A 16,883-nucleotide genomic window follows, 5' to 3' on the forward strand; every position below is an offset into this window, starting at 1 on the left:
CAATTGTTCCGCATGGTTGCCTGCCAGATAAATAAAAAGCCCCAACCGTTGCGGGTTGGGGCTTTCAAGTAACCAAGCGTTGCTGTTTTACAGCGTACGCTTTACTTCTTTCTCCTCGAAGCCTTCGATAATGTCGCCTTCGCGCAGGTCATCGAAGTTCTTGATCGAAATACCGCACTCGTAGCCTTGGCGCACTTCCGATACGTCGTCTTTGAAACGCTTCAGCGCCTGCACGTTGCCGGTGTGCTGAACGATACCGTCGCGAACCACTCGCACCTTGGTGTTGCGGGTGATGCTGCCATCCATTACCATACAGCCGGCAATGGTGCCCACTTTGGTAATGTTGAACACCTGACGTACCTCGATGGTAGCCACGGTCACCTCCTGTACCGTCGGGGCCAGCATGCCTTCCATGGCATCCTTCACCTCGTTGATGGCGTTGTAGATGATCGAGTACAGACGCACGTCGATTTGCTCCTGTTCGGCCAGCTTCCGGGCGCCCAACGACGGACGAACCTGGAAGCCGATGATGATGGCGTCGGAAGCCGAAGCCAGCAACACATCCGATTCCGAAATGGCGCCCACACCCTTCGAGAGGATGTTCACGGCCACTTCCGGCGTGCTCAGCTTGAGCAGCGAGTCCGACAGTGCTTCCACCGAGCCGTCCACGTCGCCCTTCACAATGATGTTGAGCTCTTTGAACGAACCGATTGCCAAACGGCGGCCAATCTCGTCGAGTGTGATGTGCTTCTTGGTGCGCATCGACTGCTCGCGCTGCAACTGCTGACGCTGCGTGGCAATTTCGCGGGCTTCACGCTCCGTTTCCATTACCTGAATCTTGTCACCAGCTTGCGGAGCACCTTGCAAGCCAAGCAGCTGAACCGGCGTGGAAGGGCCAGCCGACTTCATCTTCTTGCCGCGGTGGTCCGTCATGGCCTTCACGCGTCCGAAGTGCTGACCGGCCAGTACGATGTCGCCGATTTCCAGCGTACCCGTTTGAACTAGAATGGTGGTTACGTAACCACGACCCTTGTCGAGCGAGGCTTCGATAACCGTACCCACGGCGCGGCGTTCGGGGTTGGCTTTCAGTTCCAGAATTTCCGCTTCCAGCAGCACCTTTTCCAACAGGTCGTCAATGCCGATACCCGTTTTGGCCGATACTTCCTGCGACTGGTACTTACCACCCCATTCTTCTACCAGTACGTTAATGGCCGACAGCTCCTCGCGGACTTTGTCGGGGTTGGCGCCCGGCTTATCAATCTTGTTCAGCGCAATAACGATGGGCACACCAGCCGCTTGCGCGTGGTTGATGGCTTCCTTCGTTTGCGGCATCACCGAGTCGTCGGCCGCTACCACAATAATGGCAATGTCCGTCACCTTGGCACCACGGGCACGCATAGCGGTAAACGCTTCGTGACCAGGAGTATCAAGGAAGGTAACGCGCTTGCCCGACGCCGTTTTTACTTCGTAGGCACCGATGTGCTGGGTAATACCGCCGGCTTCGCCTTTGGCCACTTGGGCATTTCGGATGTAGTCAAGCAGCGACGTTTTACCGTGGTCGACGTGACCCATGATGGTGACGATAGGAGCGCGGTCCTGCAACAGGGCCGGATCCTCATCGGCATCAATGGCTACTTCCTGCTCGTCTTCTGCCGAGAGGAATTCCACGTCGTAACCGAACTCGTCGGCAATAACCGTAATGGCTTCCGCATCGAGGCGCTGGTTGATGGACACGAACATGCCCATGTTCAAGCAAACCTTGATAACATCGTTAACCGACGCGTTCATCAGCGAAGCCAAGTCGTTGGCCGAGATAAACTCGGTCAGCTTCAGTGTTTTCGAGGCTAGCTCGTTTTGCTGACGCTGCAGCTCCGTTGCCTCAGCAACACCGGCACGCTTGTCGCGGCGGTATTTAGCACGGTTCTGCTGGTTACCACGACCACCGCTAAGCTTAGCCAGCGTAGCCTTGATCTGGTCCTGAATCTGCTTGTCGTTCTGCTCGGGCGTACCGGGAGTTGCATTGGGACGCGGGCCACGGTTGTCGCCGGGACGACCCTGGCCGCCACCGCCACCACCGCCGGGGCGGTTCTGGTTAGCTGGCCGAATCGGACGGTCGTTGCCAGTGCCGGGGGCAGCCGGCGGACGGTTGCCCTGTGCGCCACCCTGGCCGCCTTGCCCTTGCGGACCGCTGCCAGGTACGGTAATGCGCTGACGCTTTTTCTTGTCGCCTATGCCTGCCTTGCGAACATCCGAAGATGCAACCGGGCGGGCACCACGGCCGCCACCACCGCCACGCCGCGAGGCGTCAACGGGGAGTTCAATTTTACCAAGTACCGTCAGGCCTTTCAGCTGCTCGCCACGGGCTACGATGGTACCACCTTCACCCGTGCCGGCGTCAGCACCGCCGTCGGCGGGCTTGGCTTCAGCTGTGGGTGCGGCAGCAGGTGCTGCCGGAGCAGCTGTTGCCGCGGGCTGGGCGGGTTCAGGAGCCGGTTCTGGCTTTGGAGCCGGAGCGGCCGGGCGCGTTTCCGCGGCGGGTGTTGCGGCCGGAGCTGGTTTAGGCGCTTCGGGAGCCGGGACGGACTTCGTCTCCGCTACGGGAGCAGGGGCAGGCTCGGGCCGAGGGGTGGGAGTTGCAGCCGGAGTCGGAGTCGGTTTAGGCTCGGCCGGAGTTGCTGCAACGGGAGCAGCCGGCGCCGGTTTGGGTTCCGGAGCAGGCATCGGCTTTGGCACTTCGGCTGCAGGAGCCGGAGCTGCGGGCGCAGGGGCCGGTTGGGCTGGGCGCGGCGGCACGGGGCGACCTTTGGCGTCCAACTCAATTTTACCCAACACTTTCAGGCCCGGTACCGTGCGGCCGTTGTCGACGGGCGCGGCAGGTTGTGGGGCCGGAGCAGCGGGCGCAGGGGCCGCTGCAGCCGCAACGGGCTGCGGCGCGGGCTTGGCCGGCTCGGCTGGTTTCGCTGCTGCGGCAGCCGCGGCGGCTACTTTAGCACGCTCGGCCTCCTTTGCCTGCGAAGCTTGCTCGAGCTCGGTATGACGCAGCGACTGGCCACGCTTCGCCGCCTCCGCCTTGTCTTGAGCCGATGATGCAAACTCCTTGTTCAGCAGCGCAACCTGGTCGGGCGAAAGCTTGGTGGTGGGTTTGTTTTCAATAGAAATGCCCTTACCCGACAGGAAGTCCACGATGGTGTGGGTCCCGACGTTAAGGTCAGTGGCTGCTTGTTTTAGCCGTTTGCTTGCTGCTTCCGCCATTCTTTGGTCGCGCTCGATACTCGTAGTTTGGTGCAAAAGTACGATTTAATTATTGCCAAACGGCGGAAAACTGGCCTGCTACGGCCCGTTTTCCGCCTGTGTATGGGAGAGTTCCGGCCAACTGGCTCGCAGTAGGCGTCGCTCAACTACTCTTTTGGAGCTTCCGCAGGGGTTTCTGCACCCTCTTCGGTGGCTGCCTCTTCGGTCTCGTTTTCACCGTCGAATTCGGCCTGAATTACGCGGAAGACCTCTTCTACGTTTTCTTCTTCGAGTTCAGTACGGCGCACGAGGTCCTCCTTATTGACGGCTAATACGGCTCGGCCGGTGTCGAGGCCGATTTTTTTCAACTCGTCAATAATCCACGATTCCAATTCGTCCGAGAATTCGTCGAGGGCAATGTCCTCTTCGTACGAGTCGGCTTCGCGGAATACGTCGATTTCCATGCCTACCAACCGCGAGGCCAACTTAATGTTAGCACCGCCGCGGCCGATGGCCAGGGAAACCTGGTCGGGACGTAAGAACACCGAAACCCGGCCGGTTTGTTCATTAATTTTCATCGACGAAATCTTGGCCGGCGACAAGGCACGCTGAATGTACAGCTCCAAGTTGTCGGTATAATTGATGATGTCGATGTTCTCGTTTTCCAGTTCGCGCACCACGGCGTGAATGCGTGAGCCTTTCATGCCTACACAAGCACCTACGGGGTCGATACGGTCATCGTAGCTTTCTACGGCTACTTTGGCCCGTTCTCCCGGCTCGCGTACAATGTTCTTGATGGTGATGAGGCCGTCGAAAATTTCGGGCACTTCCTGCTCCATCAAACGCTCCAGGAAAGCCGGTGCCGCGCGGGAAAGAACAATTTTCGGGGCGCCGTTAATTACGTCCACGCGGTGTACCACAGCGCGAATGTTGTCGCCTTTGCGGTAGCGGTCCTTGGGAATCTGCTCCTGCTTGGGCAGGCTCAACTCGTTTTCTTCCTGGTCGAGCACGAGGGTTTCGCGGCCCCATACCTGGTACACTTCGCCGGCAATGATTTCGCCCACCATGTCCTTGTACTTCTGGTACAGGTTGTCGCGCTCCAGGTCCTTCACACGCTGAATCAGCGTCTGGCGAGCCATGAGCACGGCGCGGCGGCCGAAGTCTTCCAGCTTCACCTGCTCCGATACTTCTTCACCAATCTCGAAATCGGGCTCAATCTTCTGCGCTTCTGACAGCGGAATTTTGTCGTGGTCCCAGATATCCTCGGAATCATCGTCCACAATCTCACGGTTGCGGTAGATTTCCAAGTCACCGTTATCGGGGTTGATGATGACGTCGAAGTTGGAGTCATCGTTGTACTTCTTGCGAATCATCGTCCGGAACACCTCTTCGAGGATGCTCATCATGGTGGGCCGGTCGATGTTCTTGAACTTGGCAAATTCCGAGAACGACTCGATTAGAACGTTGCTGTTCATGGTTAATGCTATTGGCTGGTGGCTTTTAGCTGTTGGCTTTGCGGGCCTAGAGGGAAGCGGCAGCTGTTGAGGGAATGAGATTCAAAATACGACAGCTATCAGCCAATGGCTAACAGCTAAAAGCTTTTATTTGAAGGAGATGACCACTTTAGCCTCGCCAATTTCGGTGAAAGGCAGAAAGGCCGGCGGCAGCAGCTTCTTTTTGTTTTTCTCCTTGACCTCCTCGCTAACCATAATGCCCTCGGGGGTAAATTCCTCCAGAGTGCCGGTTTTTTCGGTGCCATCGGCCATTTTAATAGCCAAGGTGCGGCCCACGTGGCGGGCGTACTGCCGCGGGCTCACAAAGGGCACGTCGGCGCCGGGCGAGGTTACCTCCAGGTGGTAGGTGGCTTCTTCGCCGTACAGCTCGTCGATTTGGCGGGCCAAACGGCGGCTGGTAGTGGCCAGCTCGTCGATGCCAATGCCTTCGTCGCCGTCAATAACGGCCGTGACTTTGGGGCGCACGGCCGAGTCGCTCACCGTCAGGTCGACCACGAAATAAGCGGGGCCGGGCAAGCTTTGGTCCAGCATCTGCTGAATACGAGTGCGGTCGAAATGCATGGGAAGGGTGGGAAAAGAAAGAGGGGACGCTGCCGTCCCCTCTGCCAATACCTGTTTGTTGGGCACAAAGATACAACTTTGCCCGCCGCGGTGCAACCGGCCGCGTTAGCGGATGATTTCAACCCATCCTTTGGTGGTGTTTCCGTCGGGAAACCTCAACAGGTAATAGTACAGGCCGGCAGACAGGCCGGTGCCACTCCAATCGTTGGCGTAAGCAGCCGATTCATATACCTGGGCTCCCCAACGCGAGAATACGCGCAGCTGTGGCGTGCATCCTCTTTTTACCACAAAAAACTGGTTGAGCTGGTCGCCGTCGTCGGGGGTAATAACGTTGGGCGGTAGCTCGGCGGCGCGTACTATTATGGGCGGCACCTCTACCCGAGCCTGGCATTGGGTGCCCGTAGCGTACGTTAAGGTAGCTACGGGGCGGAAAGTGCCCGGCTGCGTATACGTATGCTCCACTACGGCACCGGTAGCGCGGGTGTTGTCGCCAAAATCCCAGGTAGTGGTGGCGTTGCTGCCGGCATCGGAGAAACGTATCCGCAAGGGAGCTTCCCGGTCACCGGAGCAGCTGATTTCAGCCCAGGCAGGCAGTAGGCGGTTGGTGGGGGTGCCAATCCGGCGGCTAACCGAGCCCGCGCAGGCGCCGGTACCTACCGTGTAAGTGAGCGTAACGGAGCCAAAGAAGCCTACGGGAGGAGTAAATAACCCGGTGGCGGTAACGTACTGGCCGCTCCAGGTGCCCCCGATGGGTGCGGCTCGCACGTAAAAAGGCTGCGTACTGCCAGGGCACAGCAAGGTATCGGGGGCGGTAATGGGGGCTGCTATTGCCTGTACCGTAATGGGGGCGGTGCCTCTGAACTGACAAGAACCGTTAACGGTAATAAAGGAAAGCTGATGCTGCCCTACGCCGGCTAGCGAAGGGGTAAAAGTGAATCCCGTGGATGAAGGACCCCGCACGCCCGGCCCCGATCAAATGGCGTTTCCGGGCAGCGCCACGGGAGTGGTGCTGGCTACGCAAAGCGGGGCTTGGTTTAGCACCGGCGCCGTTGGGGTTGGGGTTACAGAAACCGTGAGCGAGCTGCTGCTGGTGCAGCCCTGCGCGCCGGTAATGGTATAAGTAAGCTGATGGGTGCCCGTGAAAGCCGTGGGAGGCGTGTAAATGTAGGTGCCGTTGCCAAGTTGCGTAACGCCGGGGCCGGTCCACACGCCACCGGCCGGGGTACCGGCTAGGGCGGTGGGCGGAGCAGGAGCACACACACTAAAGCTGGCGCCCGCCGTAGCACTTAACACCTGCACCGCAACGGTGGCGCTGGCACTGCAGCCACCATCCGCAATGGTGTAAGTAATAGTGTGGGTGCCGGCGCCGGCCAAAGCCGGGGAAAAAAGCCCCGCTGCACTTATACCCCGGCCGCTGTAGGTACCGCCGGCCGGACTGCCGTTCAGCGTAAATGGACTGCTACTAATGCATACCGCCGGTAAAGTAGCCGGAAGAAAGGCCGCGGTAGGGGGAGCCACAATGGTGACCTGCTGCGTAGCCTGGCTTTGGCAAAGGCCGGTGCTAACCGTATAAGTAAGCGTTGTGGTGGCGCCCACGGCAAACTGGCCGGGATTGAATACGAAACCCGTAGCCACCGAACCGCTTACTCCGGCGCCCGTCCAGACACCACCGGCGGGTGTGCCCGTTAAGGCTTGAGGGCCGGCCGTTAAGCATGCGTTGCGAGCCGGACCCACAATGGCGCGTTCCGGCTCAAAATTGAATTTGAAAGCCGCATTGTTGCAGTTCGTGCTGCGGTTAATAGTGGAATACGTGTTGGCGCCCACCGGAATGGGGAAGTTGCTGTTACCGCCACAGCCAGCACAAACCGCATGGTAAATAACTCCCCGGCGGTCGAAGCGGGAAGTGCCGCCATCTACGTGGTCCTGGTAGCCAGCTCCTCCAAAAAAAGTAGCGTATTCCAGGGTAGTAGCCCCGCTGGAAAGCTGCATCAGGTAAAAATCGGCGCCGTCGGTAGTGGGTTGCACGGCGGCTGAGGTAGTGGGCAAGCCCGTTACCGATCCGTTGCCGTAGGAAACGTTATTGCCGCCACCCCAGCCACTCACAAAAATCCGTTCGCATTGGTCTACCAAAAACGCGGTGGGCGAAAGGTCGAGGGTGGTACGGCCGCTGCCGAAGACGGTGGCAAAGCCCGTGACGCTCAAATCGGCATTCAGCTGGTGAATGAACTGACGGCCGTTGGGATTGGAATACCGGCCGGGTGTGGTGGGATAAGTACCGGCCGACTGGCCCAGAACATACACTTGGCCGGAGGCATCAAGCTGCAGAAAATATGCCTGATCGTATTGCGGCGTGCCCAGAAACGTGGATTTCTCCAGCGTTGAGCCGTTGGCGCTGACGCGCACCACGAAACCATCGGCGCTGCCGCCGTACGTGGGCACCAAGGCGCCGGGCCGCACCGGAAACGACGGGCTGGCCGTGCCACCGCTCACAAACAGCCGGCCCACGGCATCGAGTTGCAGCGAGTACGCGGCGTCGGGGCCGGTGCCGCCCAAAAAGCTACTCCACAGCACGTCTGTCAGGGCTGGAGTCAGCTTGCTCACCACGCCATCGATGCCGCCGGCGTAGGTGTTCTGGAAGCTATTGCGGACGGGAAAGTTAGCCGAAGTGGTATTGGATGCCACGTACACGTTGTCGGCCGCGTCCACCATAATGTCGCCCCTGAACTGGTCGCCGTAATTGCGTACCAGAGGGTTGGTAGCGACAGAAGTGGAAAGGGCCATCAGGCCCTCGTTGCCGCTGCCGCCCAAGTACGTAGAACCCACCAGCGCCGAGCCGTTGCGTTGCTGTTCAGGGAGCTAATGGCCAGGTCGGTTCCGGTAGTTATATTGTACTGCGGGTCGGAGCCGTAAGGGTTGATGACGGTGCCGCTGTTGAAGCTGCGGTCGAAGGCCGTGGTGGTGACGGGGTAGTTGGCAGAGCCCGTGGTAGCCAACACCACCAATTCGCCCCGGCTGTTTACCACCAGGCTTTGAGGATAATCGGCGGAGCTACCGCCCAGGTAAGTGGCCCACACCCGAGCCCCAGTGCCGCTAACGGCCGTGTTGTACTTGATAATGGCTATGTCGATGCTGCCCGAAAAGCTGGTGTTGTAAGCGCCCGTGGTAACCGGATAGCCCGTCCCAAAAGCAATGCCACCCGAGTACATGTTGCCTTGTTGGTCGAAGGTGGCGGTAAAGCCCCAGTTGTCGACCGTGGAGCCTGTAAACGAGGAAAATACCACCGTGGGGTCGATTACCAGCGCGCGGGTGTGGTCGTAGCGACCTAGCGCAAACGATACCACATTCTTGTTTACCACGTAGCGGCACGCCACGGCCTGCCGCCGGTTCTGGGCATCCAGCTGCCACGCTTTTGGGGCCAGCTCGGTTACATGCCCCACACTGGTTTGGATCCGTAGCGAACCATCGGGCTGCAGCGTTACGGCGTCGGCGCCGGTGTAACGGAGTTGTACTTGTTGCGCGTTGGCCTGGGGTGCCAGCTGGAAGTCGTATTCGAGCTGCTGCTGGTTGTTTTCGTACAGCTTCGCATCTACGCCTGCCCATAAGCCCGTGTAATGCACCTGCCGAAAGCTGCCCACCTCGCGTGCCCAATGAGCGGCGTCGTTGCCAAGCAGATAATTGCGCACTTCGCCAGTAGCGGTGGCACTGTTTAGCTTCACGTTAGGGCTGGCGTCCACAAACTCCACCGCATAGGCATGGGCCCGCAAGGGGCCGTGGTTGGTGCGCTCGGCATGGGGGTGCAGGTCCACGGGCTCACGCAAGGCGTAGGTCAGCTTAGTGTTTTCCACGAACAGGCGGCCGTGGTGTAAAGGCGCGGCAAACCGCACACGGGCATCCCACTGGCCTTTATTCTCAATAAATTCCAGGCTGGGTGCGGTGGGCTTTTCTGCGCGGCACCACGCCTGCGGCAGCATCAATAGGAAGCACAGCAGGCTACTGAGTAAGTATTTCTTTCTCCGATACATAAAAGTTGAGGCGAGAATATCTTACAAAGATGCTCCCGCCTCACTTTACCTTCCAAGAAAGAACAGCCGAAACCTGTTTGCCTTAGCGCATGATTTCAACCCAGCCTTTAGCCTTCCGGCCTTCGGTGTCGCGTAGGGTATAATAATACACGCCCGCCGGCAAGCCGGAACCACCCCAGTTGCTGCGGTAATCCTTGGACTCGAACACTTGGTTGCCCCACTTGGAAAACACTTTCAGCTCCACAGGCAAACAGCTCAGGCGTTGCTCAAACACGTCGTTCACGTTGTCGCCGTTCGGGGTAATGATGTTGGGAATGAACGGGTCGCCCACGTATACTGGCAGGAAAACGGAGTTGGCTTGGCAAGTGCTGTTGTAGTAAGCCGTAAGACGCACCAGATAAGTGCCCTTTTTGGTGAACACATGGGTAGGAAACTGCTCGGTGCTGTTTCCCCCATCCCCGAAGTCCCATTCGTAGCGGGAAGCGAACAACAGGTCGTGCTGGAAGGTGTGCGTGAAGGGGGCCAGACCGGTGTAGTTCGGTATGCCATCTTGGGGACGGGGACGAACCAGGCACTCAGGCAGCGTAAGGGGCTGATTGGTGCGGTTGTCGGGTACCAGCACCACGTGAACGGAATCGAGAGCCGAACAGCCGCTGGGGGCCGTGTACGTGTACCTAAGGGTAATGCGGCCCGACCCATTCGGGGGAGGCGTAAACAGGCCCGAAGGCGTACAGCCCGGACCGCTCCAGCGGCCGTTCGCGGGGCTGAAGCCCGTGAGCTGGTAAGGTGTCCGCTGAAACGAGCATAGAGCGGTGTCGCGGCCGGCCTCCACGCTGGGCGCCGCCCGCACAACCACTTGCTGCGTGGCAACGCCGCACTGGTCAGCGGGCAGCCGGTAAGTAATGGTGTGGGTTCCTAAGCCGGCTGTGCTGGGTGAAAACGTGTTGCCCTGCACGCCGGGGCCACTAAACGTACCGCCCGCGGGCGTGGCGCTCAGCGTCACTGGGCCATCGTTTGTACAAGCGAGAGGCAAAGGCGTGAATACCACCGGTGTGATGGGCAGCACCGTCATGGTAAGCGGACTAGTAGTAACGCAGGTTCCGGTGCTGGCAACGGAATAGGTAAGGCGTTGGGCGCCCACCAGCGCTGGTGTTGGGGTAAAAGTGAAGCCCGCGGCCACGCTGCCCGTAACGCCGGGGCCCGCCCACGTACCGCCGCTGGGCAAACCACCCAACCGGATGGGAGCCGCATCGGCGCACACCCGTTGGTTGGGGCCTGCCAGGGCCGCATCAATGCCAAAGTCTATTTTAAAGGAGGCGTTGTTACAATTGCTGCTGCCGTTGCGGTTGGTGTAAGTATTGGCCGGAACGGGGAAATTGCTGCTGCCTCGGCAGCCGCCGCAAACAGCCTGGTACACGTAGCCACGACGGTCGAAGCGGGAGGTACCGCCGTCCACGTGGTCGCCGGCGTCGCCGGAGTTGCTGCTGCCGAAAAAGGTGGCGTACTGAATGGACGTGAGGTAGGGCGCAAACTGCACCAGGTAAAAGTCGCCGCCGTCGGTGGTGCGCTGGAAGGCGTTGGGAGTTGTGGCAAGGCCGAAGGTCGACTCGTTGCTGTAGGGCATGCCCACATTGGGCCCGCCGCCCCAGCCGCACACGTACACCCGCTCGCACTGGTCTACCAGGAAGGCCGTAGGCGAGAAATCAGCGCCCGGCCGGCCGGTGCCGATTACCGTGCTTAGCTCCAGCGTGCTTAAGCTCGGGTTTAGCTTCTGTATAAACTGTTTGGCGTTGGGGTTGCCAAAGGCGCCCGGTGTAATAGGCATGCTGCCGCGGGTTTGGCCCAACAGGTATACCCCGTTCTGTTCGTCGAGCTGCACAAAATAGGCCTGGTCGTAAGCGTTGGTGCCGATGTAGCTCGTGCGCGTTACGCTGCCGCCGTTGGCGCTGATGCGGGCCACGAAACCGTCGGTACCGCCTTGGTAAGCGGGCTTGTAGGCACCCGTGGTGCTGTAAAGACCAGCACTGCCGGTACCACCGGCTATGTATACCTCGCGGGCGCTATTTACCTGAATAGAATAGACCGCATCGGTGCCGGATCCGCCAAAGTAGCTACTCCAGGTAATGGCGTTGAGCGTGGGCGTAAGCTTGGCTACCAGGCCGTCGCCGCTGCCGCCGTAGCTGGTATCGAAGCCGTTGGTGGTAGGAAAATTGCCGGTGGTGCTCGACGCCAGATACACGTTGTCGTTTTCGTCCACGGTAATGTCGCCACGAAATTGGTCGCCGTAGTTGCGCACCAGCGGCGAAGCCTCCGTTTGGATACCGTCGTTGCTGTCGCCGCCCAAATAAGTGGAGCTGGCCAAACCTGCGCCGTTAGCGCTGAGCCGGCTAATAATAAGGTCGGAACCGTTGCGGTACAGCAGGCTGCTAAGCGGCTCGGTCTGTTGGCCGCCGTTGAACGTGCGGTCGAATGCGCCGTTAGTGGTCGGGTAATTAGTGGAGGAGGTAGTGCCCAGAATAATTAACTCGCCGAGGCTGTTCACCACCATGCTGTGCGGCACGTCTATTTCCCCGCCGCCCAGGTACGTAGCCCACATGCGGGCCGCGTTGCCGGTGGTGGCGGTGTTGTACTTAATGATGGCAATATCGATGTTGCCGTTAAACGAGCCGTCGTAAGCGCCGCTGGTGGTGGGGTAGCCCGGCCCGAAAGCAATGCCGCCCGAGTACATGTTGCCGTCGGAGTCGTAGGTAGCGGTAAAGCCCCAGTTATCGGATGAAGAGCCGGTAAACGACGAAAACACCACCGTGGGGTCGATGGTAAGGGGCCGCGAGCTGTCGTATCGTCCCAACTCAAAGCTTACTTCCCGGTCGTGGAGCACGTAACGGCAATCCACGGGCTGGCGGCGGCCGGCGGCATCAAGCTGCCAGGCTTTCGGAGCCAGTTCGGTAACCTGCCCTACCGAGGTGCTGATTTCCAAGGCGCCTTCGGACGTAAGCCGCAGGCCGGCCACGTGCTCGTAACGCAGCCGAACGCGCCTGGGCGAAGCGCCGGCGGCCAGCAGAAAGTCGTACTCAAGCTGGCCTTGGCCGTTTTCGTAGATGCGGGCGCCAATGCCGTCCCACAGGTTGTTGTACTCCACTTGGCGGTAGCCGGCCACCTGACTGGCCCACTGCCGGGAATCGTTGCCGAGCAGGTAGTTGCGTACTTCGCCCGTAGGCTGCTCCGCCCGAAGCTGCACCCCAGACCGAGCCCCTACGAAGCGCATGCGGTACGAATGGGCGCGCAGCTTGCCGCTCGTGGCGTGTTTTGCCTGAGCTTCGCTGGTATGGCCGTGGTTGTTCAGGCGCCGCAGGGCTTCCGGGTCGAACATGGAGTACGTGAAGCCGCCGGGTTCCACAAACAGCCGACCACCGGGCAGGAGCGCCGCGTAGCGGGCCCGCGCATCCCACTGGCCTTTGTTCTCGATAAACTCCAGGCTTTTGGTCGGGGCACTGGCCCGAGCTGCCGATTGAGCAGCCACCAGCAACAATAAAGTCCAAAAGAGGCCGCCGTAGCGACAGAAGGTAGAAGTTAACATTACGCGTGTGGTAAATAAGACCCTGAAGGTACGACGAAACCCCGGCCTTATTGCGCCGTTCACATACTCATGTGACCCTCCCCAAAATGCGTAGGTTTGTACTTGGTAAGGCTGTTTTCGCTTTGTAGTGGGTCGTTCGTTAGCATTCAAATTCACGCTGCTGGTCATTGCATGGCTCCTGTTAGCCATAGGATGCACGCAAGTGTCCCCAAGGTTGTTTTGGCCCGCCGCTTTTGTTGCGCTTTCCTTGCCGGTGGCGCTGGTGCTAAATCTGTTCTGGTTGGTTTACTGGGTGTTACGGCGTTGGCCGGTGGCTTTGGTCCCGCTGGCAGTAGCGTTGCTCACGTGGCCCCACCTGATGCGCGGCTTGGCGCTGCACCCGCTACACCAGACCACAAGCGAAGGCCCGACGCTGCACGTGCTCAGCGCCAACGTGCGCATTTTCAATGTGTACCCGCAGCTGCGCAACGAGGGGCTGCAATCATCGAAAGCCATGATTAAGTGGGTGGCCGAGCACCCCGCGGATATTATTTGCCTGCAGGAGTTTTACAACGAGCCTCGGCCGACCAACGACGGCGCCGTGTTTAATGCCGTGCGGCAAATTGGTAAGCTGCAGAAACGCGAGGTTTTCCTGTCGAAAACGCTGTCTAACGGCATTGGCGGGGAATTCGGCATGGCCATCTTTTCCCGGTTTCCCATTGCGCGGCGCGGCACCATCGTGTTCAATAAACTCACCCAAAACCACGGTATGTGGGCCGATGTGTGCCTGCCTTCCCGCGACACCGTGCGCGTGTTCAACGCCCACTTGCAGAGCATGAGCATGGACGAGAAGGACATTGTGGACAGCTACTCCAGCAAAGCCGGGCTGAAAGCCAAAGGCCTCGGTCTGTTGCGGCGCTTTAAGCGCGGCATGGTGGCCCGGAGCACGCAAATCGATACGCTGGTGCGGCGCATTGAGGCCAGTCCGTACCCCGTGGTGCTGTGCGGCGACCTGAACGATTTCGCCTACAGCTACAGTTACGACCAACTCGCCGACCGCCTGCAAAACGCCTGGGCTACGGCCGGTACCGGTTTTGGGGCTACGTATAATGGCAAGTTGCCTTTTCTGCGCATCGATAACCAGTTCGCCAGCCGCGACTGGCAGGTGGAAAACGTGCGCGTGCGCCGCGACATCCCGTATTCCGACCACTTTCCGATAGAGGCCGTTTACCGCCTCAAACCACTGATTAAATGAGCGAATGACCGGATGAGTGTGTGGTTTTTCCCGCACAGCCATTCATTCAACCACCCAATCAGTCAATCATTAACTTTGCCCCATGCAACACCCCTTGTCGCTCTACAATACGCTTACGCGTCGTAAAGAATCCTTCGTTCCCGTGCACGAGCCCTTCGTGGGCATGTACCTCTGTGGCCCGACGGTATACAGCGAAGCGCACGTAGGCAACGCCCGCGGCCCGGTGGTGTTCGATGTGCTGGCTCGTTACCTGCGCCACCTCGGCTACACCGTGCGCTACGTGCGCAACATTACCGATGTAGGCCACCTGGAAAGCGACGCCGACGAGGGCGAGGACAAAATCAGCAAAATGGCCCGGGCCCAAAAGCTGGAGCCCATGCAGGTAGCAGAATCGTACGCCAACCGCTACCAAGTACACATGCAGGCCTTGGGCTGCTTGCCGCCTGATATTACCCCCCGCGCCAGCGGCCACATCACCGAGCAGATTCAGCTAATTGAGGAAATCCTGGCCAACGGATTTGCCTACGAAGTGAACGGCTCGGTGTACTTCGACGTGCCCACTTATAACGAGAAGCACAACTACGGCAAGCTCTCGGGCCGCGTGGTGGAAGAACTGCTTTCCGGCTCCCGCGACAACCTCGCCGGGCAGGAAGAAAAACGCTCCCCGGCGGATTTTGCCCTCTGGAAGCGCGCCGACGAGCGGCACCTCATGCGCTGGCCTTCGCCCTGGGGCGAAGGGTTTCCCGGCTGGCACCTAGAGTGCTCGGCCATGGGCCGCAAGTACCTGGGCGCCGAATACGACATTCACGGCGGCGGTCTGGACTTGATGTTCCCGCACCACGAGTGCGAAATTGCCCAGAGCCAGGCCAGCCACTCGCACACCGACGAGGCACGGGTGTGGTTTCACAACAACATGATTACGGTGAACGGCCAGAAGATGAGCAAGTCTTTCGGCAACTTCATCACCATATCCCAGCTGTTTTCGGGCGAGCATCCGCTGCTCACACAGCCGTATTCGCCCATGACGGCGCGCTTCTTCCTGCTGCAAGCCCACTACCGCTCCACCGTCGACATTACCGACGATGCCCTGCAGGCTGCCGCCAAGGGCTACCGCAAACTCATGAACGGTTTGCGTCAGATTACCCGCCTCGCTCTGCCCGAAGGCATCGAGCGCGCCGCTGATACCCAGAAAGCCGACGACGAGCTGCGCAAGCTGGTGGCCGACTGCTACGTGGGCCTGAACGACGACCTGAACACGGCTCGTGCCATTGCCAGCCTATTTAATCTGCTGCGCAAGTTCAACGGTTTCTACAACCAACTTGCTACGCTGGCGCAGGTAAGCGAAGCCGCCTTAGCTGAAGCCGCTACTGCTTACCGTACGCTGGTGGAAGATATTCTGGGCCTACGCGACGAACCCCGCGCCAACGCCGAGGAACTGTTGGGCTTAACCTTGCAGTTCTACTCCGAAGCTAAATCGGCCAAGGACTACGCCAAAGTCGATGTGATTCGGGCGGCGCTTAAGGAACAAGGCATTCTGGTGAAAGACACCAAAGCCGGCGTCGATTGGGCGTACGAGGAATAGTTTTCTCCTGCCGTTCTGGGCTTTGCTCGGGCCGACAAACACATAAATTCATGACCCACCGTTTCCTGCGCCTGCTGTGGCGCCCCACCGCGTTGTTGGCTGCCACGGTGCTGCTCACGGCCTGCCCCGACAAAAAGCAAACCACCGAAGTGGAAGCCCCCGTGGAAGAACCGCTGCGCAAGGCCCCCGTGTTCAGCGCCGATTCGGCTTATGCCTACACGGCCAAGCAGGTAAGCTTTGGGCCGCGCGTGCCCAACACCAAGGCCCATGTGCAGTGCGGAGACTGGCTGATTAGCGAGTTCAAGAAATACGGCCTCACGGTTCAGGAGCAGCCGTTCACGGCCATGGCTTTCGATGGCAACATGCTGCGCGGCCGCAACGTGGTGGCGCGTTTCGCCCCGAAAGCCGCCCGCCGCGTGGCCCTGTTTGCGCACTGGGATACGCGCCCCTTCGCCGATAAAGACAAGCAGAAGCCCAACGCCCCGTTCGACGGCGCCATCGACGGTGCCAGCGGCGTGGCCGTGCTGCTGGAACTGGCGCGTCAGCTGTCTACCCAGCCCGATTCGCTCACGCCTAACGTGGGGGTCGATTTTATTCTTTTCGACGCCGAGGACTACGGTTACGACACTTCTACGCAGGCCAACTTGGAGAACAAACTGGCCGGCTCGGGCGTGGAAAGCTGGTGCTTAGGCTCGCAGTATTGGGCCAAAAACCTGATGCCCGCCAATTACAAAGCCGATTACGGCATTCTGCTGGACATGGTGGGGGCCAAAGGCGGACGGTTCTCTCGTGAGCAGCAGTCGGTGCAGGCTGCGCCGGAAGCAGTGGCCAAGGTGTGGAATACTGCCAACCGCCTCGGCTACTCCGACTACTTCCTGTACCAGGATGCTCCCAGCATCACCGACGACCACGTGTTCGTGAACCAAGCCGGTATTCGGTGCATCGACATCATTGACCACGTACCCTACGGCGACGATTATTTCCCGGCTTACCACCACACCACGCAGGATAACATGAACATGGTGGACCGAGCCACGCTGAAAGCCGTGGGCCAAACCGTGTTACAGACTCTATACCAAGAGTAAGCTACCCCACATTAATAAAGAAGCCCACCCGACTTGCGTTCGGGTGGGCTTCTTTTTATTCGGTTCATAATAAGGCA

The 16,883-nt window shown here is 59.5% G+C and carries 10 protein-coding genes; 3 read left to right on the top strand and 7 right to left on the bottom strand.

Annotated features, from left to right (window positions below):
• Positions 1 to 87: 87 nt before the first annotated feature.
• The 7 genes from infB to ABD903_RS11470 all read right to left on the bottom strand — a co-directional run bounded on the left by infB (position 88) and on the right by ABD903_RS11470 (position 12,905).
• Positions 88 to 3,252, bottom strand: a complete 3,165-nt coding sequence (infB, locus tag ABD903_RS11440; protein ID WP_345224310.1) for a translation initiation factor IF-2 — start codon at positions 3,250 to 3,252, stop codon at positions 88 to 90.
• A 146-nt stretch (positions 3,253 to 3,398) separates the two neighbouring features.
• Positions 3,399 to 4,706 (bottom strand): transcription termination factor NusA, encoded by a 1,308-nt coding sequence (gene nusA, locus ABD903_RS11445; RefSeq protein ID WP_345224312.1) that lies wholly within the window; start codon positions 4,704 to 4,706, stop codon positions 3,399 to 3,401.
• A gap of 126 nt (positions 4,707 to 4,832) precedes the next feature.
• Positions 4,833 to 5,306, bottom strand: coding sequence for a ribosome maturation factor RimP (locus ABD903_RS11450; protein WP_345224313.1), 474 nt, complete (start codon positions 5,304 to 5,306; stop codon positions 4,833 to 4,835).
• Positions 5,307 to 5,411: 105 nt separating this feature from the next.
• Positions 5,412 to 6,071, bottom strand: coding sequence for a T9SS type B sorting domain-containing protein (locus ABD903_RS11455; RefSeq protein WP_345224315.1), 660 nt, complete (start codon positions 6,069 to 6,071; stop codon positions 5,412 to 5,414).
• Between the two features lie 207 nt (positions 6,072 to 6,278).
• Complete coding sequence (locus ABD903_RS11460; RefSeq protein WP_345224317.1) at positions 6,279 to 8,129, bottom strand: Ig-like domain-containing protein; 1,851 nt, start codon at positions 8,127 to 8,129, stop codon at positions 6,279 to 6,281.
• Positions 8,087 to 9,328, bottom strand: a complete 1,242-nt coding sequence (locus ABD903_RS11465; protein WP_345224319.1) for a DUF7948 domain-containing protein — start codon at positions 9,326 to 9,328, stop codon at positions 8,087 to 8,089. The genes ABD903_RS11460 and ABD903_RS11465 overlap by 43 nt, the downstream gene beginning before the upstream one ends.
• An 82-nt stretch (positions 9,329 to 9,410) precedes the next feature.
• Positions 9,411 to 12,905, bottom strand: a complete 3,495-nt coding sequence (locus tag ABD903_RS11470; RefSeq protein ID WP_345224321.1) for a DUF7948 domain-containing protein — start codon at positions 12,903 to 12,905, stop codon at positions 9,411 to 9,413.
• Positions 12,906 to 13,215: 310 nt separating this feature from the next.
• Here ABD903_RS11470 and ABD903_RS11475 point away from each other — a divergent pair, with 310 nt between their 5' ends.
• The 3 genes from ABD903_RS11475 to ABD903_RS11485 all read left to right on the top strand — a co-directional run bounded on the left by ABD903_RS11475 (position 13,216) and on the right by ABD903_RS11485 (position 16,806).
• Positions 13,216 to 14,139: an endonuclease/exonuclease/phosphatase family protein gene (locus ABD903_RS11475; RefSeq protein WP_345224323.1), complete on the top strand. Its 924-nt coding sequence runs from the start codon at positions 13,216 to 13,218 to the stop codon at positions 14,137 to 14,139.
• An 82-nt stretch (positions 14,140 to 14,221) separates the two neighbouring features.
• A complete protein-coding gene (gene cysS, locus ABD903_RS11480) occupies positions 14,222 to 15,721 on the top strand; it encodes a cysteine--tRNA ligase (RefSeq protein WP_345224325.1) in 1,500 nt (499 codons plus the stop codon).
• Positions 15,722 to 15,771: 50 nt separating this feature from the next.
• Positions 15,772 to 16,806, top strand: a complete 1,035-nt coding sequence (locus ABD903_RS11485; RefSeq protein ID WP_345224327.1) for a M28 family peptidase — start codon at positions 15,772 to 15,774, stop codon at positions 16,804 to 16,806.
• The last annotated feature ends 77 nt before the right edge of the window (positions 16,807 to 16,883 follow it).

This window comes from Hymenobacter koreensis, assembly GCF_039541855.1.
Taxonomy (GTDB): domain Bacteria; phylum Bacteroidota; class Bacteroidia; order Cytophagales; family Hymenobacteraceae; genus Solirubrum; species Solirubrum koreensis.